The sequence below is a fragment of the Streptomyces mabaensis genome, from assembly GCF_053763515.1.
On sequence record NZ_JBSOPZ010000021.1, the window covers coordinates 98,825 to 121,571 of the forward strand.

Annotated in this window: 16 protein-coding genes and 1 pseudogene; 11 read left to right on the plus strand and 6 right to left on the minus strand. The window is 69.5% G+C overall.

The window, feature by feature from the left end:
- Positions 1-120 precede the first annotated feature (120 nt).
- Together ACWV17_RS20230 and ACWV17_RS20235 are read left to right on the plus strand one after the other, a co-directional pair.
- Positions 121-7,098 (plus strand): polymorphic toxin-type HINT domain-containing protein, encoded by a 6,978-nt coding sequence (locus ACWV17_RS20230; protein ID WP_455360847.1) that lies wholly within the window; start codon positions 121-123, stop codon positions 7,096-7,098.
- Between the two features lie 10 nt (positions 7,099-7,108).
- Complete coding sequence (locus tag ACWV17_RS20235) at positions 7,109-7,366, plus strand: MafI family immunity protein (RefSeq protein WP_455360848.1); 258 nt, start codon at positions 7,109-7,111, stop codon at positions 7,364-7,366.
- Between the two features lie 145 nt (positions 7,367-7,511).
- Here ACWV17_RS20235 and ACWV17_RS20240 read toward each other — a convergent pair.
- Positions 7,512-7,697, minus strand: a pseudogene (locus ACWV17_RS20240) (site-specific integrase); the annotation flags it as partial.
- A 69-nt stretch (positions 7,698-7,766) separates the two neighbouring features.
- Entirely contained in the window at positions 7,767-8,222 is a 456-nt protein-coding gene (locus ACWV17_RS20245; RefSeq protein WP_455360849.1) for an ATP-binding protein, read from the minus strand.
- Between the two features lie 210 nt (positions 8,223-8,432).
- On the opposite strand from ACWV17_RS20245, the gene ACWV17_RS20250 reads away from it, so the two are divergent.
- On the plus strand, positions 8,433-9,314 hold the full coding sequence (locus ACWV17_RS20250) for a helix-turn-helix domain-containing protein (RefSeq protein WP_455360850.1): 882 nt from the start codon (positions 8,433-8,435) through the stop codon (positions 9,312-9,314).
- 3 nt (positions 9,315-9,317) lie between these two features.
- On the plus strand, positions 9,318-9,518 hold the full coding sequence (locus ACWV17_RS20255) for a DUF397 domain-containing protein (protein ID WP_455360851.1): 201 nt from the start codon (positions 9,318-9,320) through the stop codon (positions 9,516-9,518).
- Between the two features lie 63 nt (positions 9,519-9,581).
- On the opposite strand, the gene ACWV17_RS20260 is transcribed toward ACWV17_RS20255, so the two are convergent.
- A complete protein-coding gene (locus ACWV17_RS20260) occupies positions 9,582-9,992 on the minus strand; it encodes a VapC toxin family PIN domain ribonuclease (RefSeq protein ID WP_455360852.1) in 411 nt (136 codons plus the stop codon).
- A 49-nt stretch (positions 9,993-10,041) separates the two neighbouring features.
- On the opposite strand from ACWV17_RS20260, the gene ACWV17_RS20265 reads away from it, so the two are divergent.
- The 7 genes from ACWV17_RS20265 to ACWV17_RS20295 all read left to right on the plus strand — a co-directional run bounded on the left by ACWV17_RS20265 (position 10,042) and on the right by ACWV17_RS20295 (position 19,256).
- Entirely contained in the window at positions 10,042-10,989 is a 948-nt protein-coding gene (locus ACWV17_RS20265; RefSeq protein WP_455360853.1) for an LLM class F420-dependent oxidoreductase, read from the plus strand.
- Between the two features lie 11 nt (positions 10,990-11,000).
- A complete protein-coding gene (locus ACWV17_RS20270) occupies positions 11,001-11,783 on the plus strand; it encodes an SDR family NAD(P)-dependent oxidoreductase (RefSeq protein WP_455360854.1) in 783 nt (260 codons plus the stop codon).
- Between the two features lie 123 nt (positions 11,784-11,906).
- Positions 11,907-13,031, plus strand: a complete 1,125-nt coding sequence (locus tag ACWV17_RS20275) for an LLM class flavin-dependent oxidoreductase (protein ID WP_455360855.1) — start codon at positions 11,907-11,909, stop codon at positions 13,029-13,031.
- A gap of 242 nt (positions 13,032-13,273) precedes the next feature.
- Entirely contained in the window at positions 13,274-15,013 is a 1,740-nt protein-coding gene (locus ACWV17_RS20280) for an N-acyl-D-amino-acid deacylase family protein (protein WP_455360856.1), read from the plus strand.
- Positions 15,010-16,467, plus strand: coding sequence for an aldehyde dehydrogenase family protein (locus ACWV17_RS20285; RefSeq protein WP_455360857.1), 1,458 nt, complete (start codon positions 15,010-15,012; stop codon positions 16,465-16,467). The genes ACWV17_RS20280 and ACWV17_RS20285 overlap by 4 nt, the downstream gene beginning before the upstream one ends.
- A 227-nt stretch (positions 16,468-16,694) precedes the next feature.
- Entirely contained in the window at positions 16,695-18,260 is a 1,566-nt protein-coding gene (locus ACWV17_RS20290) for an APC family permease (RefSeq protein ID WP_455360858.1), read from the plus strand.
- A 168-nt stretch (positions 18,261-18,428) separates the two neighbouring features.
- On the plus strand, positions 18,429-19,256 hold the full coding sequence (locus tag ACWV17_RS20295; protein WP_455351182.1) for an LLM class F420-dependent oxidoreductase: 828 nt from the start codon (positions 18,429-18,431) through the stop codon (positions 19,254-19,256).
- Positions 19,257-19,293: 37 nt separating this feature from the next.
- Here ACWV17_RS20295 and ACWV17_RS20300 read toward each other — a convergent pair whose 3' ends face one another.
- The 3 genes from ACWV17_RS20300 to ACWV17_RS20310 form a co-directional block, all read right to left on the minus strand.
- A complete protein-coding gene (locus ACWV17_RS20300; RefSeq protein WP_455351183.1) occupies positions 19,294-20,409 on the minus strand; it encodes an ADP-ribosylglycohydrolase family protein in 1,116 nt (371 codons plus the stop codon).
- Positions 20,410-20,592: 183 nt separating this feature from the next.
- Positions 20,593-22,059, minus strand: a complete 1,467-nt coding sequence (locus tag ACWV17_RS20305; RefSeq protein WP_455360859.1) for a flotillin family protein — start codon at positions 22,057-22,059, stop codon at positions 20,593-20,595.
- Positions 22,060-22,161: 102 nt separating this feature from the next.
- Positions 22,162-22,671, minus strand: a complete 510-nt coding sequence (locus ACWV17_RS20310) for a hypothetical protein (RefSeq protein WP_455360860.1) — start codon at positions 22,669-22,671, stop codon at positions 22,162-22,164.
- Between the last annotated feature and the right edge of the window lie 76 nt (positions 22,672-22,747).

A 22,747-nucleotide genomic window follows, 5' to 3' on the forward strand; every position in this document is an offset into this window, starting at 1 on the left:
GGACGGCCCGGGTCCGCCCATCACGCACATCAGACACAGGTAGGGCCGGGCCGCCGGCGCGGAGCGCCGCGGCTGGCGACAGGGGTGGCCGCAGCAGGCCGCACACAAGTAGAGGCGGGAATGGCCTTGTTCGGCACAGCTCACCATGGCACCAGACGCTTCGCGCGTTCACAGACCCGGTGGACGCGGCGCATGGCCGCGGTCCTCGGCTTTGCGATGATCCCAGGCTTGTTGACGCCGGTGGCGTTCGCGGCGGATCCGGATCCGGATCCGCTGGGCCGTCCGAAGTTGAAGGCTCCGCGGTCGCAGAAGGTCGTCCCGTTTACTGGCAAGGCCGATGAAAAGACCGCCGGGGTGATGCAGCGGGCCGCCGCTGCCGTCCGTGAAGATGCTGCCCGCGCCAGCGCCGACCAGAACAAGAGCGTTACCTGGCCGACAGCCGGCTCCGCGACTCTGACCCTGCCCGCAAGCGGCGCAGCGAAGGCCGCCCCGGGGGCCCTGCCCCTCTCCCTCAACCCGCCGAAGGCGGCCAAGCCGCCCCGGCCGGCAGACGCGGTCACCGTCAGAGTGATGGACCAGAAACAGGCCACCGCGCTCGGCGTGAAGGGTGTCGTCCTGACGGTCACCGGTCCCGCGACCGGTGGCGCTGCCGAACTCGCCATCGACTACAAGGCGTTCGCGTCCGCCTACGGAGGCGACTGGGCCGGTCGCCTGCAGGCTCTGCGCCTTCCTGACTGTGCGCTGACCTCGCCCGGCTCCGCGAAGTGCCGCACCCGTACCCCGCTCACCTTCACCAATGACCGCAAGAACACCAGCCTCAACACCCAGTTGGCGTTCAAGCCGGCCGCCGCGTCCGCACCTACGGCACGATCGGCAGCGGCTCCGGCCGCCGGGCAGACCATGGTCGTCGCGCTCGCCGCGGGTACCAAGTCCGGTGCAGGCGACTACAAGGCCACCCCGCTCTCTGCGTCCTCCACCTGGGAGGCCGGCGGCTCTTCGGGCACGTTCACCTGGTCCTACCCGCTGCGCGTGCCACCGTCTGCGGCCGGCCCCAAGCCGGATCTGACGATCGCCTACGACTCCGGCAGCGTGGACGGCCGTACCGCCTCCACCAACAACCAGGGAACCGGCATCGGTGAGGGCTTCGACCTCACCTCCTCCTATGTCGAGCGCAAGTACGGCTCCTGCGACGACGACGGACAGACCGACAAGTTCGACCTCTGCTGGAAGTACGAGAACGCCTCCCTCGTCCTCAACGGGAAGGCCAGCGAGCTCGTCAAGGACGACACCAATGGCAAGTGGCGCCTGAAGAACGACGACGCCTCGACCGTCACGCACTCCACCGGCGCCACCGACAATGGTGACGACAACGGCGAGTACTGGACCGTCACCACCGGCAATGGCACCAAGTACGTGTTCGGCCTGAACAAGCTCGACGGCGCGGGAGCCACCGACCGCACCCAGTCGGTGTGGACCGTCCCGGTCTTCGGCGACGACGCGGGCGAGCCCGGCTACGCGGACGGCACCACCCTTGCCGGCCGGTCCAAGAAGCAGGCCTGGCGGTGGAACCTCGACTACGTCGAGGACACCCACGGCAACGCCTCCTCGTACTGGTACGAGGCCGAGGAGAACAACTACGACACACTCGGCGACGACACCACCGGCACCGAGTACATTCGCGGCGGCCACCTCAGGGAGATCCGCTACGGACAGCGCGCCGGAGCCCTCTTCACCGCGACACCGGCCGCCTCCAACAAGGTCGTCTTCGACAACGACGAACGCTGCCTCGCCGCCGGAACCGGCTGTGACGCACTGACGGAGGACACCCGGGACAACTGGCCCGACGTGCCGTTCGACGCGGTGTGCAAGACGGGCGACAAGTGCACGGGGAACGTCGGCCCCACCTTCTTCACCCGCAAGCGTCTGACCGCTGTGACCACCTACGCCTGGGAGGCTGCCGGCACCACGCCCGGCTTCAGGCCCGTCGACCAGTGGCAGCTGAAGCAGAAATACCTCGACCCGGGCGACACCGGTGACACCTCAGATCAGTCGCTGTGGCTCGAAGAGCTCCGCCACACCGGCCTGCGCGGCACCGCCATCAGCCTGGATCCGGTGAAGTTCGCCCACGAGTTCCTGCCCAACCGGGTCGACGGCGCCACCGACGACATTCTCTCCCTCGAGAAGCCGCGCCTGTACACGATCACGTCCGAGACCGGCGCGCAGACCATCGTCAACTACATGCCGGCCGACTGCATCGCCGGCCAGACGATGCCCAAGGTCGACACCAACACCCGCCGCTGCTACCCCGTCTACTGGTCACCGAACGGCGGCAAGGTCCCGACTCTCGACTGGTTCCAGAAGTACCCGGTCGCGCGAGTCTCCACCACCGACCCCAAGGGCGGCTCCGCAGCGGTCGAGCACTCGTACGAATATGTCGGCGGCGGGGCCTGGCACTACAACGACGACCCGATGACCAAGGAGAAGGAACGCACCTGGTCCATCTGGCGCGGCTTCGAAAAGGTCACCCACCTCACCGGCCGGGCGGACCGGACGCAGTCCAAGACGGTCACCGTCTATATGCGCGGCATGAACGGAGACCGCGTCCTCGGCGCGGACGGCAAGACCCCCGATCCTGTCCAGCGCAAGACCGCCACGGTCACCGGCATCAAGGCCGCGGCGATCACCGATGCCGACCAGTACGCGGGATTCACCCGCGAATCCGTCACCTACAACGGTGCCCAGGAAGTCGGCGGCACGGTCAACGACCCCTGGTCCAAGCGAACCGCCACCCAGCACAAGTCCTACGCCGACACGGAGGCGTACTACATCCGCACCGCCGCCACCCACGCCCGCACGAACATCACCACCAGCGGCACACCGCGCGATCGGGTGCGCTCAGTGGTGACCACGTACGACGGCTATGGGATGGCGGCAACCGTCGAGGACAACGGCGACAACGCCGTCACCGGTGACGAGAAGTGCACCCGCACCTGGTACGCCCGAAACGACACTCTCGGCATCAACAATCTGGTCTCCCGCAGCCGAACCGTCGCCAAGCCCTGCGCGACCACCGACGATCAGCTCGATCTGCCCGCTGACTCGACCCGACCTGGTGACGTCATCACCGACACCGCCACCGCATACGACACCACGTCCTGGTCGGCCGCCCAGATACCGTCCAAGGGTGAGCCGCGCTGGACGGGCCGGGCCCAGGCCTATGGGACCGACAACCAGCCCATCTGGCAGAAGGCGGCCACGTCCACCTACGACGGGCTCGGCCGCCCGCTGACGGTCAAGGACACCAACGACACCACCGTCGCCACCACCACCTACACACCCGCGGCCACCGGCCCCCTGACCTCATCGACAGCGGAGAACGCGAAACTCCACAAAGCCACCACGCTCGTCGACTTTGCGACCGGGGCTCCGACGAAGGCCACCGACCCCAACGGCAAGGTGACCGAGTCCACCTACGACGCCCTCGGCCGCGTCACCCAGGTCTGGCTGCCCAACCGCTCCAAGTCCCTCGGCAAGACCCCCAACTACGTCTACAACTACAGCGTCACAGCCGCCGCCCTGCCCTGGGTCTCCACTGCCACTCTCAAGGGCGACGCTTCCGGCTACAACACCACCTACGACATCTACGACTCCCAACTGCGCCCCCGGCAGAGCCAGACCCCCTCGGTACGTGGGGGCAGCGTCATCTCCCAGACGGTGTATGACGACCGCGGTCTGGCCTACGTCTCACAAGCCGACATCTGGGACGCGGTCAATGCCCCGTCCGGCGGGATCGTCCAGATCGACGGCGGCCAGCCCCCGCTGCAGAGCGACACTACCTACGACGGCGCCGGCCGGCCCACCAAGACGGTCACCAAGACCTACAGCACCGTTCGCTGGACCACCGACACCACCTACACCGGCGACACCGTCACCAGCAGCGCCCCGGCCGGCGGACAGGCCACCGCTGTGGTGACCAACGCCCTGGGCCAGACCACCGAGCGCCGCGAGTACGGAAGCCCGCAGCCCACTGGCAGCGACTTCACCAAGACCTCCTTCACCTACACTCCGGCCGGTCAGCAGGGGAGCATCACCGGGCCGGACCAGGCGAAATGGTCCTACGGTTTCGACCTGTTCGGCCGACAGACCTCGGCGGCCGATCCGGACAAGGGCACGTCCACCACCGCCTACAACGAGCTTGACCAGGCTGTCAGCACCACCGACGCCCGCGGCAAGACACTCCTGGCCGAGTACGACGTGCTCGGCCGCAAGACCGGCCAGTGGGACGGCACCAAGACCGACGCCAGCAAGCTCGCCGCCTGGACCTTTGACATCCTCGCCAAGGGCCAGGGCGACACTGCTGTCCGCTACGACGGCGGCCTGATCGGCAAGGCCTACACCAGCAAGGTCACCGCCTACGACCCGCTCTACCAGGTCACCGGCAGCCAACTGATCCTCCCCGACGCAGACCCGCTCATCGCAGCGGGCGTCGCCAAGACCCTGTCCTTCTCCACCGTCTACAACCTCGACGGCACCATCAAGCAGGCAGGCAACCCCGCCGTCGGCGGCCTCCCGGCCGAGACCGTCTCCTACACCCGCAACTTCAATGCCGGCGCAGGGCGCGAACTCACCGCCCAGGGCACTACCGGCTTCCTCCAGGGCGCCGCCTACTCCCCTCTGGGTGACCTGCTCCAGCTCAGCCTCGCCACCGACCCGACCACCGCCAAGAAGACCTACCTCAACTACGAGTACGAGGACGGCACTCGCCGTCTCACCGCCTCCTCCGTCACTGACGACGTCCACAGCTACGCGCCACAAGCACTGACGTTCACCCAGGACGACGCCGGCAACGTCACCTCGATCTTCGACCGGTCCACCCTGGGCGGCACCGGCAAGACCGACAACCAGTGCTTCGCCTACGACGGCTACCGCCGCCTGACCGAGGCCTGGACCCCCAAGACAGCCGACTGCGCCGCCACCGGCCGCACCACCGCCAACCTCGACGGCGCAGCTCCCTACTGGACGAGCTACACCTACAACGCGGCCGGCCAGCGCAAGACCGAAACCCAGCACACGACCGCGGGCAACACCACTACCGACTACACCTACGGCACCACCAACAACCAGCCCCACCCGCTCGCCAAGACGGTCACCGGCACCACAACCAAGTCCTACGCCTACGACAAGACCGGCAACACCACCACCCGCCCCGGTACCCAGGCCACTCAGACCCTGACCTGGAACACCGAGGGCGAACTCGCCACCACCACCGAGCCCGCCGCAGGCACCAAGCCGGCCCTTGGTACGAAGTACCTGTACGACGCCGGTGGCGAACTCCTCATCCGCCGCCCCACCACCGCCGACGGCGACACCGTCCTCTATCTCGGTGCCACGGAAGTCCGCCTCACCACCAAGGGCACTGCGAAGACACTTTCCGGCACTCGCTACTACACCGCCGCCGGCAAGGCGATCGCCGTCCGGACCGCCACCGCAGGCGTGACCGGCACGAAGTTGAACTTCCTCGCCGCTGACCACCACGGCACCTCCAGCCTCGCCATAGACGCGGGCACGCTAGCCATCACCAAGCGCTACACCACCCCCTTCGGCGCCCCCCGCGGCACCAAGCCGACCACGTGGCCCGACGACAAGGCCTTCCTCGGCAAGCCCGCCGACACCATCACCGGCCTGACCCACATCGGCGCCCGCGAATACGACCCCGGCATCGGCCAATTCATCAGCGTCGACCCGCTGCTCGTCCCGGAGAGCCCGCAGTCACTCAACGGCTACAGCTACGCCAACAACACGCCCGTCACCACGAGTGACCCGACGGGCATGTGCGCAGAGATTGACTGCCCGACACGTCCCAGCCCCGACCACGAGAACACGACCCCTGGCCATGTCCCAGGGCCGCCGAAGAAGTCGCAAGGCGCTAGCGCAGGCACAGCACCCACCGATAGCAGCGGTAACACGGGCAACGGTGGCGGAAATGAGGATAGCGGCGACTGGTTCTCTGATTTCGGCAACACGTTCACGGACGAGGCGATCAATTTCGGAAGTTCGGCATGGAATTCAGGAATCGCATATGCCTCTAACGCTTGGAACTGCGTCTCCTTCGACGGGGGGTGTCGCGAAGCGGCAGAATTCGCCCTTGGCTTCACGCCCCCAGGGTTGCTGTTGAACTCAACGATGGGGTTCTGGGACAGAGGAAGGGAAATTTACGGCGACTTCGCAAGCGGAAGAAGCGCGGCGGGCACCGCGAAAATCACGTTCGACGTCGTCCTGGCCCTCATAGCGCGAAAGGTCGGCCTCAAGGGCGGAGGATGCAACAAGTGCTTCCTCGCCGGAACTGCCGTCCTGATGGCTGATGGAACGACCGAGGAAATTGAGGACGTGCGGCTCGGTGACGAAGTCTTGGCCACGGACCCCGAAACGGGTGAGAGCGGGCCGCGAACTGTCACCGCGCTCATAGTCACCGAGGATGACAAGCACTTCAACAAGTTGTCCATCGCGACCGAGGATGGCGTCGAAACCCTCACCGCCACGCATGAGCACCCGTTCTGGTCCCCTTCCGAGAAGGAATGGATTGAGGCACGGGACCTGCGCCCCGGGATGACCCTGCTCACGGATGACCAGACCACCGTCATCGTGACGGCGAACGACCCCTTCAGTAAGCGCGCGCGCACGTACAACCTCACGGTCGACGACCTCCACACGTACTATGTGCTGGCAGGTAAGACTCCGGTTCTTGTTCACAACAGCAACTGTCCCGGCATCGGCCGCGAAATGATTGGTGGGCAAGAGCAGTTCCATATCATTCACGGTGACAGAACGGGTGGCGGCCATAAGTGGCCGGGACAGCCTGGGAAGAGCGTGTTTCCGCGTGGCTGGGACACCGACAAGATCCTCGACAGCATTGTCGACGTGGCGACCAGCCCCAACAGCGTTAGGACGCAGCAGACAGGCCGAGCTGGAGCCCTGTACACAAGGAATGGGGATCCGTCGCGGTGGAAGGTTGAAGGAGTAGTGGACGGCGTGAACGTCAGGGTCATTTATGAACCTGCAACGGACCGAATTGTGACCGGTTTCCCGTATCAGCCCTGATGGAGACGCAGTGGAATCTGTAGAGTACGCCGCCAAGATCGAAGAACTGCTAGAGGAGTCTCCCATCACTGCGCCTCCGGTCGTAGTCGATGTGCGCGACCTTCTGGCGGCCGGAGAGTTCGCCCTAGCTTTCGACACCATGTGCTCATGGATTTACGAGGACGAGTTGTCGATTAGCGAAGAGTATTACGAGCGGCTTGTCCGACTGTCGGAAGATCTTGGATCTGGCGATCTGATCGCGCGAATGCGTGAGCTGGTAACGGGATAGCTGAGTGCGTTCCCGCCACTTCGATTGGCCGCGGCGTGATCGTCTGATGTGGGTCGAATCGGAGTGCGACCGCAAATCTGAAGCCCCGCCAGGTGCGTCCTGGCGGGGCTTTTGCGTGGGGTGACGGCAGCAGTTGACGGCAACGTCAGCGGGCTGTCTCGGTGGTCGCCGGGCTGAGCGCGGTGCCGAGGGTGTCGATGGCGTCTCGCTGGAGGCGAAGTCGGACGTGGGCGTAGACGGTGGCGGTGACGCCGATGTGGGCGTGGCCGAGGAGTTCTTTGGTCACGACGAGGTCGACGCCTTGATCTAGGAGCAGGGTGGCCGTCGAGTGTTAGTTGTGGAGGCGGATGTGGCGGAGCCTCGCGCGGGCATCAGTTGCCATCTCCTGGACGCGCCATACTCACAAGCCGGGCGGCCTCGTGGTGCCGTCCAGCTCTCGCTGCTGGTCAGTGCACGCGCCCAGCTCTGCCCAGACCGCCTTGCCGACTGTGAGTTCCTGTACGCCCCAGTTCGCCGCCAGCGCGCGGACGAGGAGCAGGCCTCGGCCGAACTGGTCGCCTTCGGCCGGCGTGCGCGGTGCCGGTTTGCGTTCGCCCTTCGGGTCGGTGACGACGATCCGAAGGGTGGGTCCCGTCAGTAAGAGTTCGACTCGGAAGAGTCGGTCCCACAAGCAGCCGTGCAGCAGGGCGTTTGTCGTCAACTCGCTGGTGAGCAGGGCCGCGTCATCGACCAGCGACGGGTGACCCCATTCCGTGATCAGCCGCGCGACGCGCAGGCGGGACAGGGGGACGGATTCCAGGCGCGGTGGGTAGTGGGTGATGTCGTACCGGTCGGCTTCGCTTGAAGGCTTGGCCATGGACGTGCATCTCCTTGTGCGGTCGGGTGCGTACGGCGGTGGCGATGCCGCGTCCGCGCAGCGCGGAGCGGTGCACTTCCGCCAACTGGCGCCGCTGTGCGAGCGGTTGCTCACTGACGGTAGGGAATGGAATACTTCCTGTGCAAGTTGTTCCCGGGAATATGTTCCCGGAACGGTGACGTGCTGAGTCGTACGAGGAGGTGGGACCGCATGGCTCCAAGGCGGGCGTCGGCGCTGGCCCGAACGTCAACTGTGCTGGGACGTAAGCTCGGTGGAGAACTGCTGCGCCTACGGGATGCGGCCGGGAGGACGCAGGCCGAGGCGGCGGAGGCGCTCAGTGCGACGGCGACCAAGGTCGTGAAGATGGAGCGCGGCTGGGTGCCGGTGCGGGACCCGGACGTCAAGGCGCTCTGTGAGTTGTACGGAGTGGACGATCGCGATCTGGTCGCCGGCCTGTTGGACCTGGCGAGGGCCGACCGCGACCGACGCAAGGCGCACGGCTGGTGGAACCAGTATCCGGAGCTGCGGGCGCAGGTCGAGTACGTGGCGCTGGAGGACGTTGCCACCCGTGTCCGAACACTCCAAGTGGCCCTGATCCCGGGTCTGCTCCAGACTCCGGACTATGCGCGGGCCCTGCACGTGGCGGCCGGGCTTTGGGACGACCCCGACGAGATCGAACGGTACGTCGAGGCTCGTGTAGCCCGCCAGGAGCGGATCACCGGCGACCGGCCGATCCAGCTGTGGTCGATTGTCGGCGAAGGAGCTCTCCGGCACGAGCTGGGTGGCCGCGAGGCTATGCGAGCCCAGCTCGAACACATGCTGAAGCTGACCAGTCTGCCCAACGTGAAGGTCCAGGTGCTGCCGTACCGCGCAGGTGCTCACGCCAGCATGGCGGGCGCGTTCACCGTCATGTCGTTCGCCGAGTCGGGCGCGATGGACGTGGTCCACCTCGACACGCCCTCGTCTACCCTGTGGCTGGAGAGCGAGCAGGACACCGCGCATCACGCGGCGATCTTCGATCGCGTTGCCCGGCAAGCGCTCGCGCAGACCGACTCCCGGTCGCTCATCAGACGCGTCGTTGAGGAGATGTAGCCGGTGCCCGGGTCCGCGTTCCAGTTCGTGAAGTCCAGCTACAGCTCGGCTGGCGGCGAGTGCGTCGAAGTCGCCGCCAACGTCCCCGGCACCGTCGCCGTACGGGACTCCAAGGACCCGGGCGGGCCGATGCTCCGCTTTACGCCGGAAGCGTGGGGGGCCTTTCGGGCGGTCGTCGCCGGCAGGGGCTTCGGCCGCCCGTAGCTCGTAGTCGCGGCCTGACCCCTGGGCACGGCCGCCGAACGGCCGCCCACCGGCCTTCGGTGTCTACAGGTCGTCGGGCAGGACGCGGAACGCCTGGTGGCTGGTCAGTGGGCGCAGCGCACGGAAGTCCCGGCGGTCCAGGGTGAGGACTGCCTCGGTGTCGTACTCGGCGGCCAGGACCACATTGACCGCGTCGACGAGGTCGAGGTCGAGATCCTGGAAGCGGGCACTTACGGACAGGGATGCTGCCAGCAGTTCCGGCGTGGTGTCGGCCAGGGCGATGCGCATCGCCTTCGCAGGAGCGGCGATGGTCCGAACGATCGTGTCCGCGGCCTCGCGTCCGGCGCGCACGCCGGCCACGTGGTGAACCTCGGTCAGCGCGAGAGGGAAGGCCGCGGGGGCGATCTCCGTGTCCCTCGCGGCCGCGATGTGCCCGCGCCCCGCCCCTTGCCTGATGGGGGGCTCGCGCGTCACGATGGCCACCCGCCGCTGATGTGACGGTTCGTCAGATAGAGGTGATCCCATGGTGCAGGTGCTGCCGTCGGGCCGGCTCGCGTACGGGATGCAGCTTCCCGTTCAGTCGCAGAGCGCTCTCTACGCGGAGGGCTGGGAGGCCGCCGCCGGGGCCGGGGAGCTCGCCGCCGTCGCGCGGGCGGCGGACCGGGGCGGGTTCGCGTACATCGCGTGCTGCGACCACGTCGCCATTCCGCGTCGTCTCGCCGCTGCCATGGGCACCGTCTGGTACGACCCGGTCGCCACCCTCTCCTTCCTGGCGGGGATCACCGAGCGGGTCCGGCTTCTCTCCCATGTCGCGGTCGTCGGGCTGCGGCATCCGCTGATCACCGCCAAGCAGTACGCGACGCTCGACCACCTCTCGGGCGGCCGGCTGATCCTCGGCGTCGGCGCCGGGCATGTGCGGGAGGAGTTCGAGGCGGTCGGCGCCGACTTCGACGGGCGCGGAGCCGTGCTCGACGAGACCGTCGACGCGCTCAGGGCCGCGCTGGGGCCGGAGGAGTTCCCGGAGTTCGCGGGGGAGCGGTTCTCCTTCAGCGGGCTCGGCCAGCGGCCGCGGCCCGCGCAGGAGCGGGTCCCGGTGTGGGTGGGCGGTTCGTCGCCCGCCGCCGTACGCCGGGCAGCCACCAGGGGGGACGGCTGGCTCCCGCAGGGGGACCCGCGGTCGGAGCTGCCCGGGCAGATCGCGCGGATCGCGCGGCTGCGGGCCGAGGCGGGTGTGACGGATCCGATCGAGATCGGGGCGATCACCGAGCCGCTGTACGTCGGTGAGGCGTCCTGGGACGTCGGGCGCCGCACGCTGAGCGGCAAGCCGGAGGCCCTCGCCGAGTCGCTGCGCGCGTACGCGGCGATGGGGGTGCACCAGATCCAGGTGCGGTTCCGCAGCAGGAACGTCACCGAACTCACCGACCAGATGGCGGCGTTCGCCACCGACGTCGCTCCGCACCTCGACGACTGAGGAGTGAAGGCATGGGCAAGCTCGACGGTCGCGTCGTCGTCATCACCGGAGCGGCGCGCGGACAGGGTGAGCAGGAGGCGCGTCTCTTCGTGGCGGAGGGCGCGCGGGTACTGCTCGGGGACGTGCTGGACGAGCAGGGGACGGCGGTCGCCAAGGAGCTGGGCGACGCGGCCCGTTACGTACACCTCGACGTGAGCCGGGAGGACGACTGGGCGGCCGCCGTGGCCGCCGCCCGGGAGTCCTTCGGGCGGATCGACGGGCTGGTGAACAACGCCGGCATCCTGCGCTTCAACGAGCTGGTCGCCACTCCGCTGGAGGAGTTCCAGCAGGTCGTCCAGGTCAACCAGGTCGGCGCCTTCCTGGGCATGAAGACGGTCGCCCCGGAGATCGAGGCGGCGGGCGGCGGGACGATAGTCAACACCGCCTCGTACACGGCGCTTTCGGGCATGGCCTTCGTCGGCTCGTACGCCGCGACCAAGGCCGCGATCGTCGGGCTCACCCGGGTCGCGGCGATGGAGCTGGCGGGCAGGGGCATCCGGGTCAACGCCATGTGTCCGGGAGCGATCGACACGCCGATGAGCAATCCGGCCCAGCTGGACCCCACCGCCGACCCGGCCGAGACGTCGGCCGCACTGGACGAGCTGTACAAGAAGCTGGTTCCGCTCGGGCGGGTGGGGCAGCCCGAGGAGGTGGCGCGGCTGGCGCTGTTCCTGTCCTGCGCGGACTCCTCGTACATCACCGGGCAGCCGTTCGTCATCGACGGCGGATGGCTCGCCGGGGTGTCCATCCTCTGATCCGCCGATCCTCCCGATCCGCCCGACCCGGCGCCGGGCTATTGACGGCCCATGCGGTCGGTGGAACAGTCATCCATCAGCATCTGACGCTTCGTCAGAAACTAACGAGGACGGTGAACCTCCTTGGAATTCGGTCTCTTTGTACAGGGGTACGTGGGCAAGCGCGCCGAGGTCGACCCGGAAGCCGAGCACAAGGCGCTGATGGAGGAGACCGAGTACGTCATCCAGGCCGACCAGTCCGGTTTCAAGTACGCCTGGGCCTCCGAACACCACTTCCTGGAGGAGTACTCGCACCTCTCCGCGAACGACGTCTTCCTCGGCTACCTCGCGCACGCGACCGAGCGCATCCACCTCGGTTCCGGCATCTTCAACCCCCTCGCGCAGGTCAACCACCCGGTCAAGGTCGCCGAGAAGGTGGCCATGCTGGACCACCTGTCGGAAGGACGCTTCGAGTTCGGCTCGGGTCGGGGGGCGGGGTCGCACGAGATCCTGGGGTTCATTCCGGGCGTCACCGACATGAACTTCACCAAGGAGATCTGGGAGGAGACGATCGCCGAGTTCCCCAAGATGTGGCTCCAGGACGAGTACGCCGGCTTCCAGGGCAAGCACTGGTCGCTGCCGCCGCGCAAGGTCCTGCCCAAGCCGTACGGGAAGTCGCACCCGGCCATGTGGTACGCGGCCGGGTCCCCGCCGTCGTACGCGATGGCCGCCCGGAAGGGGCTCGGCGTCCTCGGCTTCAGCGTCCAGAAGGTCTCTGACATGGAGTGGGTGCTGGAGCAGTACAAGACCGCCATCCAGGAGGCGGAGCCGGTCGGTGACTTCGTCAACGACAACGTGATGGTGACGTCGACGGCGATCTGCGCGCCGACGCACGAGGAGGCGGTACGGATCGCGGCCGGCGGCGGCCTGCACTACCTCCAGTCGCTGGTCTTCCGGTACCACGACACCTTCCCGCGGCCCGAGGGCTTCCCCGTGTGGCCCGAGACGCTTCCGGAGTTCAACGAGGAGATCGTCGAACTGCTCATCGCGGAGGAGCTGCTGATCTGCGGCGACCCGGACGAGGTCTTCCGGCAGTGCAAGCGGTGGGAGCAGGCGGGCGCGGACCAGCTGTCGTTCGGGCTGCCGATCGGGATCTCGCGGGAGGACACGCTGCAGTCGATCCGGCTGATCGGCGAGCACGTCATCCCGAAGATCGACACGGACCCGGTCCACCGGACGACCCACTTCCGCCGGTCCGCCGGGGACTGACCGGGCGCCGCCCGGGGCGCGGGCTCCGCCCCTCCAGGGCGCGGACTCCGCCCCTCCCGGACGCGGGCCGGCGTCTTCCCGGACCAGCCGTCCCGCACCGGCCCCGCCGGAGGGCGCCGCAGCCGCGGCCGGCCGCGGCTGCCCTCCGGTCGGGGCGAGCCCACCCGCCCCCCGCACTGCCCCGCAGGGACACCGCACCCGACGTACGGAGAACCGACGTACGGAGAAAGGGACGCCACCCCATGCTCGACCACCTGATCAAGGGCGCGACCGTCGTCGACGGCACCGGCGCCCCCGCGTACACCGCCGACGTGGGCCTGCGCGACGGCCGTATCGCCGTCATTGCCCCGCCCGGCGGCGCGGCCGAGGACGCCCGCACCAGCGAGGACGCGACCGGGCTCGTGCTGGCCCCCGGCTTCGTCGACCCGCACACGCACTACGACGCCCAGCTCTTCTGGGACCCGTACGCGACCCCCTCCATGAACCACGGCGTGACCACCGTCGCGGGCGGCAACTGCGGTTTCACCCTCGCCCCGCTGCACCCGGACCGGCCCGAGGACGCCGACTACACCCGCCGCATGATGTCCAAGGTGGAGGGCATGGCCCTCAAGGCGCTCGAAGAGGGCGTCGACTGGAGCTGGTCCACCTTCGGCGAGTACCTGGACGCACTGGAAGGCCGGATCGCGGTCAACGCCGGCTTCATGGTGGGGCACTGCGCGCTGCGCCGGCACGTCATGGGCGCCGACGCGGTCGGCGGCCGGCCGACCCCCGGGCAGCTCGACGAGATGCTGCGGCTCTTCCACGACGCGATGGCCGCCGGTGCCTGGGGCCTGTCCACCACCCAGTCCGCCACCCACTCCGACGGCGACGGCAAGCCCGTGGCCTCCCGGCACGCCGGTCCGGAGGAGCTGCTCGCCCTCTCCCGGGCCGTCGCCGACCACGAAGGCACCCAGCTCGAAGCGATCGTCGCCGGCTGCCTCGACCAGTTCGCGGACGAGGAGATCGACCTCCTGGTGGAGATGAGCGCCGCCGCCGGCCGCCCGCTCAACTGGAACGTCCTGACCATCGACGCGTCCGTCCCCGAACGCGTGCCACGCCAGCTCATACCGAGCGAGCGTGCCCGCAAGGCGGGCGGTCGCATCGTCGCCCTCACCATGCCGATCCTCACGCCCATGAACATGTCGCTCGGCACCTTCTGCGCCCTCAACCTCATCCCCGGCTGGGGCGACATCCTCTCCCTCCCCGTCCCCGAGCGGATCGAGAGGCTGCGCGACCCGGCCGTACGGGACGGGATGCTGCGCCGCGCCGACAGCAAGGAGGCCGGCGTCTTCCGACGGCTGGCCGACTTCGGCCGGTACGTCATCGGAGACACCTACTCCCAGGAGAACGAGGGCCTCGGCGGGCGCGTGGTGAAGGACATCGCGGCCGAGCGCGGCCAGGACCCGTTCCAGTGCCTGGTCGAGATCTGCGCCAACGACGGCCTGCGGACCGTCCTGTGGCCCATGCCCCCGGACAACGACCCGGCGAGCTGGCAGCTGCGGAAGGAGACCTGGCAGCACGAGGACGTCATGCTGGGCGGCTCCGACGCCGGCGCGCACCTCGACCGGATGTGCGGCGCCCCGTACACCACCCGGTTCCTCGGCGATTGCCTGCGCGGCCGGAAGCTCGTCGGCCTGGAGGAGGCCGTGAAGATGCTGACCGACGATCCCGCCCAGCTCTTCGGGCTGCGCGGGCGCGGCCGGATCGTGGAGGGCTTTCACGCGGACCTGGTCCTCTTCGATCCGGAACGGATCGACGCCGGGCCCGCCACGCTCGTCCACGACCTGCCCGGCGACAGCCCGCGCCTGGACTCGCGGGCCGTCGGGATCGTGTCCGTACGGGTCAACGGGGTCGAGACGATCCGCGACGACGAGATCACCGGCGCCGTGCCGGGCACGGTGCTGCGCTCCGGCCTTCACACCAGGACGGTGAGCACCCGGTGACCCGGCAGCAGAGGCTGTTCATCGGCGGGGAGTGGACCGAGCCCGACGACGGCCACTACGAGGTGATCAACCCGGCCACCGAGGAGGTCGTCGGCCTCGCTCCCGAGGCGAGCCGCGCGCAGGTGTACGCGGCGGCCTCGGCGGCCCGCGAGGCGTTCACGGCCTGGTCGCGGACGAATCCCGAGGAGCGCGCCCGCATCCTCGACCGGGCCGCCGACCTCATGCAGCGCGAGTTCGAGCCGTACGCGGCACTCGCGCAGGCGGAGAGCGGTGCAACGACGGCAACGGCGCGCGGGATGCAGGTGGCGGTCGCGGTGGCCCGCTTCCGGCGGTACGCGAAGGGCGCCCTGGAACCGGTCGAGAACCCGCTGCCCCCGCAGATCAACGAGGCCGGGCCGATGGGGAAGGCCGGGGTCTTCGGCGCGGTCGCGGTACGGCAGCCGGTGGGGGTGGTCACCTGCATCACCTCGTACAACAATCCGTGGGCCAACCCGGCCGGCAAGGTCGCGCCCGCGCTGGCCATGGGCAACACGGTGGTCGTGAAGCCCGCCCCGCAGGACCCGCTCTCCGTCTACCGGATGGCGGAGGCGCTGGAGGAGGCCGGCGCGCCGCCCGGGACCGTCAACGTCGTCACCGGGTCGGGCGCCGGGCCGGGCGAGGCGGCCGTCGACTCACCGGACGTCGACATGGTCAGCTTCACCGGCTCGACCGCCGTGGGGCAGCGCATCGCCGAGGTGTGCGGACGCGGGATGAAGCGGCAGCTCATGGAGCTGGGCGGGAAGGGCGCGGCACTCGTCTTCGACGACGCCGACCTCGACTCGGCGGTCTCGGGCATCGGCACCACCTTCTCCTTCTACAGCGGGCAGATCTGCACCGCCCCGACGCGGGTGCTCGCGCAGCGCGGCATCCACGACCGGCTGGTCGAGAAGCTGACCGGCTACCTGGGCTTCCTGACGGTGGGCGACCCGGCCGCGCCGGGCACGGTGGTCGGCCCGGTGATCTCCGCCGCGCACCGCGACCGTGTCGAGTCGTACGTCGAGCTGGGGAGGAAGGAGGGCGCGCGGCTGGTGGCGGGCGGCGCGCGGCCGTCGTACGACAAGGGCTTCTACGTGGCGCCGACGCTGTTCGCGGACTGCACCAACGACATGCGGGTGGTCCGGGAGGAGATCTTCGGGCCGGTCGTCGTGGTCGTCCCCTTCGACGACGAGGAGGAGGGCATCGCGCTCGCCAACGACACCGACTTCGGCCTGCTCGACTACGTCTGGTCGGGAGACGTGGCCCGCGCCTTCCGGGTGGCGCGGCGGCTGCGTGCGGGCGGGGTCGGGGTGAACACCATCGGGCGGAACATGGAGGCGCCGTTCGGCGGGTTCAAGCGGAGCGGGGTGGGGCGGGACGTGGGGTCGTATGCGCTGCACGCGTACAGCGAGACGCAGGCGATCGTGTGGCCGGGCTGAGGCCGCCGGAAACCCGTGCGGGAAATTTTTGAATCCGAACAAAACGGACAGTGCTGCGGTTCTCGCAATGCGGAAGTCCCGGGAGTGAGCCTATCGATGGGTGGGTCATGCGCGCCAAAGGCTTTCCATTCCCAGATCGATAACGGTTTACAACCGAACTATCCAAGGGTCTGAGAGGGGAGTCGAGCGCTCCGGATGTGGAAACCGCAGCACTTAACGTCCTCTGTATGACTCAGGTGGAAGCACGGCCCCAGGCCGGAGACACGGTACGGGGCGTCGACGCGACCGACGGCGGCGTACGGAGCAAGGGCCTCGGCGGCAACTCCGTCGGCCTCATGGGCAGCGCCGTCATCGGTATCTCCACCGTCGCGCCGGTGTACTGCCTGACCTCGACACTCGGCTCCACGGCCGGCGAGGTCGGTCTGCAGATGCCCGCCGTCTTCCTGGCCGGCTTCCTCCCGATGCTGCTGGTCGCCTTCGCCTACCGCGAGCTGAATCGCGCCATGCCGGACTGCGGCACCTCCTTCACCTGGACGGTCAAGGCCTTCGGCCCGCGCATCGGCTGGATGTGCGGCTGGGGCCTCGTCATCGCGACGATCATCGTGCTGTCCAACCTCGCGGGCGTCGCGACCTCGTACTTCTGGCTCCTCGCGGGCGAGATCAGCGGCAGTGAGTCGATCGCCGCCCTGGACGAGAACAAAGCCGTCCACATCGTCACCTGCCTGGCCCTCATCGCCATCGCCACGGCCATCAGCTACCGCGGCATGACTGCCACCAAGGGCGTGCAGTACGCGCTGGTCGGGCTCCAGCTCGTCGTCCTCGCCGTCTTCGTGGCGATGGCATTCCAGAAGGCCGGCAGCGGCACCTTCGACACGGGCCTGGACTTCTCCTGGTCCTGGATGAACCCCTTCGCGGTCCAGTCCTTCGCCGCCTTCACGGCCGGCCTGTCGCTCTCGATCTTCATGTACTGGGGCTGGGACGCCTGCCTGGCCACCAATGAGGAGACCACCGGCAGCGCGAAGACCCCCGGCCGCGCCGCCCTCATCGCCATGGTCATCCTGGTCGGCTCCTACCTGGCCACCGGCATCGCCGCGCAGATGGCAGTCGGCTCCGGCGACAAGGGCCTCGGCCTCGCCAACCCGGAGACCTCCGACAACGTCTTCGCCGCCCTCGCCGGCCCCGTCATGGGCCCGGCCCTCGGCATCCTGCTCTTCATCGCGGTCCTCGCCTCGGCGGCGGCCAGCCTGCAGACCACCTTCATCCCGGTCGCCCGGACGGTGCTGGCCATGTCGACGTACGAGGCCCTGCCGGCGTCGTACGCCAAGGTCCACCCGCGCTTCAAGACCCCCGGCCGCGCGACGGTCGTCGCGGGCGTCGCGACCGGCGTCTTCTACACGGTCATGACGCTCGTCAGCGAGAACGTGCTGGTCGACACGATCTACGCGCTCGGCCTGATGATCTGCTTCTACTACTCGATCACGGCCTTCGCCTGCGCCTGGTACTTCCGCCGCGACCTCTTCCGGTCCGGCCGGGACTTCGTCTACAAGGGCCTGTGCCCGGTCCTCGGCGGCATCCTGCTGACCGCGGTCTTCGGCAAGACGCTGTACGACATGTGGGACCCGGCGTACGGCAGCGGCTCCGCGGTCTTCGGCGTCGGCTCGGTGTTCGTGATCGGAGTGGGCCTGCTGCTGCTGGGCCTGGTGATCATGCTGATCACGCAGCGCCGCAGCCCGGCCTTCTTCCGCGGCGAGATCCTGACGAAGGAAACCCCGGCCCTGGTAGTCCAGGACTGACCCACCCGCCCCACCTGCCGGACGGCCCCGACCTGCTGGACACATCCTGCTGGCCGGGGCCGTCCGTGTGCGTCGCGTGAATCAGCCGACCCGGCCGACGTGCATGTGCCGTGTCATTTCCGTCCGTACGGCCTACGTTGGGCCCGACGACCACGGAGGTGCCGCCGTATGCGGATCGCGACCACGATCTTTCTGACCGATCAGACCGTCACGCCCGTGCGGCTGGCGCGCGAGCTGGAGGAGCGCGGGTTCGCCGGGCTCTATCTGCCCGAGCACACCCACATTCCGGTCGAGCGCGCGACCCCGCACCCGGCGGGCGGGGAACTGCCGCCCGAGTACGGCCGGACGCTCGACCCCTTCGTGGCCCTCGGCCAGGCCGCCGCGGTCACCGAGCGCCTCGCGCTCGGCACGGGCATCACGCTCGTCGGCCAGCACGACCCGATCGCCCTGGCCAAGCAGATCGCGACCCTCGACCACCTCTCCGGCGGGCGTTTCACGCTCGGCGTCGGATTTGGCTGGAACAGGGAGGAAGCGGCGGACCACGGCGTGGAGTGGTCGTCGCGGCGCGAGCTCGGCCGGGACCGGATGGCGCTGATGCGGGCCCTGTGGGCGCAGGAGCCGACCGCGTACAAGGGCGAGTTCGGGTCGGTACGGGCCAGCCACGCCCACCCGAAGCCGAAGGGCGGTGCGCCGCGCACGCTGGTCGGGGGAGCGGCCGGACCGCGGCTCTTCGCGCACATCGCGGAGTACGGCGACGGCTGGCTGCCGATCGGCGGGCGCGGGCTGACCGAGTCGCTGCCGGTGCTGCGCGGGGTGTGGGAGTCGGCGGGCCGGGACCCCGAAGCGCTGGAGGTCGTGCCGTACGCCGTGCTGCCCACGCCGGGGAAGCTGGCGCACTTCGCGCACCTGGGCATCGAGGAGGTCGTGCTGCAGCTCCCGCCGGCCGGCGAGGCGGAGGTGCTGCGGGCGCTGGACGACTACGCGCAGTACCTGTAGAGGGTCAGTACCTGTAGAGGCGCAGTACCTGTAGTGCTCAGCCGCGCGGGTAGCGGGCCAGCCAGCCCGGTGCCGATACCGCCGGGCCGTGCAGGGCCGGGCCCTGGGTCATCTCCATGGCGAAGTCGTCCGCCAGCTCCAGCACCGTGCCGCGCCCCTCCAGCTCGGCCAGCCAGGCCGGCGGCAGGGCCGTCTCGCCGTGCAGAACGCCCAGCAGCGCGCCGCACACCGCCCCCGAGGCCACGGACGCGCCGCCGTGGTTCACCGCGAGCCGCAGCCCGTGGCGTACGTCCTCACCGACCAGGGCGCAGTACACGGCGATGGCGAGCGCGTCCTCGGCCACCCTGCCGTCGCCGAGGGACTCGACCAGCGCCGGGGACGGCATGCCCTGCCGTACCGCGCCCAGCGCGTGCTTGAGGGCGTCCGTGACGGGCTGGTGGCCGGGGCGGGAGGCGAGCGCCGCCAGCGCCCGCTGGACCGATCCGTCGAGGGATTCGCCGCGGGCCAGTCCGTGCACGATCAGGGCCAGCGCGCCGGCCGACAGGTACGCGGTGGGGTGGCCGTGCGTCTGCGCCGCGCACTCCACGGCGAGCTGGAGGACCAGGGCCGGCTCCCAGCCCACCAGCAGGCCGAACGGGGCGGAGCGGACCAGCGCGCCGGCGTCGCGTGCGGTGGGGTTCTTGGGCCGGTCCAGGGTGCCCATGATCTCGTCGCCGAGACCGGTCAGACAGGCCGGGGACGGGTCGCGGCGGGCGTAGAGCCATTCCTCGCGGGCGAGCCAGCCGTTGTCCTTGCGGCGCTCGTCCGGGCCCCAGTCGCGCTGGGTGGCGGCCCACCGCAGATGCGCCCGGTGGACGTCGGTGGGCGGGTGCCAGGCGCCGGTGTCGCGGCGCACCTGGGCGCGGATCAGGCCGTCGACGGTGAACAGGGTCAGCTGGGTGGCGGCCGTGACCGCCCCGCGTCTGCCGTACGCGGGCACGAAGTCCGTGATCCCCTCGGGACCGTGGGCCACCCGTATCGACTCGAACGGCAGATCCGCGGCGCCCGCACCGAGCGCGTCGCCCACGGCGCCGCCGAGCAGGGTGCCGCGGACCCGGCTGCGGAAGTCCTGCTGCTCCGCCCGGCCCCAGACGGCGGTGGCTGCTGCGCTCATGGCGCTGCACTGTAATCGACCTGGAACGACCGGTTCAGAGGGTGGATCGGTGGATGGCCGGTATCTGGACAGTCGCCCGGCTGGTCGCGTTTGGCCGCTGGTGTCTGCGGCGCGTGGATTGAGTGCGCACCGCATGCGCAGGCCCGGCCGGTGCGCCACCGGCCGGGCTTGCTTGTGTACGGATCAGTCCGTGATCTCGATCCTGCCGTTGCCCGCCTGTGCCTGCGAGGACGACTGAGACTGCGCCTGCGGGCCGGCGGCGGCAGCCGCACCGGCCCTCGTACCCCGCTCGGTCATGTTCTTCAGCAGGGACGCGACATCGACACCCGTGGTCGAGGACAGCAGCTCCACGCCCTGGGCGACGTTGTCGGCGACCGTCCGGGACAGCTGGCTCGCGCCGTCCGTGGAGATCACCGTCATCTTGCCGATGGCGCTCAGCGGTTCGGCCGCCTTGGCGACGACCTGCGGCAGTACCTCGACCAGCATCTGCAGCACGGCCGCGTCGCCGTACTGCGCGAACGCGTCGGCCTTCTTCTGCATCGCCTCGGCCTCGGCCGAACCCTTCGCGGCGATCGCCGCCGCGTGCGCCTCGCCCTCGATCCGTACCGCCTCGGCCAGCGCCGCACGGTGCAGCTTCTCGCCCTCACCGGTCAGCCGCGAGCGCTGCGCGTCCGCCTCGGCCTCCTTGACCAGCGCCACCCGGCGGGCCTCCGCCTCCTGCTCGGCCTGGTAGCGGGCCGCGTCGGCCGGCTTACGGACCTTGGTGTCCAGCTCGCGGTCGGTCAGCGCCGCCTGCCGCTCGGCCACCTTCTCCTGCTCGGCGAGCACCTCCTGGCGGCGGGCGGCCTCGGCGAGCGGGCCCGCCGCGTTGGCCTTGGCGGCCGCCGCCTCGGTCTCCGCCTTGATCTCCGCCTGGCGCAGGTTGAACGTCCGCTCCGCGACCGCGATCTCCTCGGCGGCCTTCAGCCGCGCCTGCTCCGACACCCGGCGGGCGTTGGCCTCGGCGATGTCGGCCTCCTGCTTGGCGCGGGCGGCCTCCGGACGGCCGAGGTCCTCCAGGTAGGAGCCCTCGGTGGTGATGTCCTGGATCTGGAACGCGTCGAGGACCAGGCCCTGGCCGGACAGGCTCGCCTCGGCCTCCTCCGCGACCTGGCCGGCGAACGCGGCCCGGTCCCGGATGATGTCCTCCACCGACATCCGGCCGACGATGGCGCGCAGCGCGCCCGACAGCACTTCCTGGGTGAAGCCGACGATGCCGTCCTGCTGCTGGAGGAAGCGCTGGGCGGCCGCCCGGATGCTGTCCTCGTTGCCGCCGACCTTGACGATCGCGACACCCTCCAGGTTGGCCTTCACGCCGCGCAGGGTGACCGCGCCGCGCACATGGATCGGGATGTGCCGGCTGGACAGGTCCAGGGTGAACTTCTGCTGGACGAACGGCACGACGAAGACTCCGCCGCCGACGACGACCTTCTGGCCGCTGTTGTCGGTGCTGATCCGGCCGGTGACCGGGTCGGTGGACTTCTTGCCGCGGCGGCCGGTGATGATGAAGGCGTCGCTGGGACCGGCGACCTTGTAGCGCGTGACCACGACAAGGGCCAGCAGGACGAGGAGTACGACCACTCCCGCCACGGCGATGACGACTGGACTCATGAGAACCCCCCTGCCACCCGTGGACGGCAGCCAGAGGACGGCAGCCCGGGGACGGCAGATCGAAACGAATCGGTTGGTTGGATCTGTGGTGGCGAGGTCAGGTCAGCGTTCGACGGGCCGCACCGCGACCGAGGTGGCCGACAGCGCCGCTTCCACCCAGATCTCCGTGCCGCGCGCCACCGGCACCTCGGACTTGGCCGCGAACTTCACCGGCTGGCCCGCGAGCCGCAGCAGCACCTCGCCGTAGCCGCCGGCCGGAATGGGAGTGACGACGGATCCCGCGGTGCCGATCAGATCGTCCTGGTGCGGAGTCGCGTCGGTGAGGCTGCGCATCAGCACCCGGCTGAGTTTCCACACCAGCCCGCCCGTCACGACCCCCGCGAGCACGCCGACCGCCGTGGCCGCACCGCCCCCGAGGCCCGTGGTGCCCAGCACGATCGCGCCACCGAACCCGAGCATGGACATGAACCCGGCGATGACCGGCAGGGACAGCAGTCCGTCGAACAGGCCGTCCAGCACACCGCCGAACAGCCCCTCCAGGACGCCGTCGAAGACCAGCGCCAGCACGAGGAGTACGACCCCCGCGATGCCGAGACCGAGAAACAAGGTCATCGGATCTCCCCCCTTCGCCCACCACCCCGTCGCTCCCCTGACCGGTCGTGACAGTGCTGACGGCCTGACCGGTGGG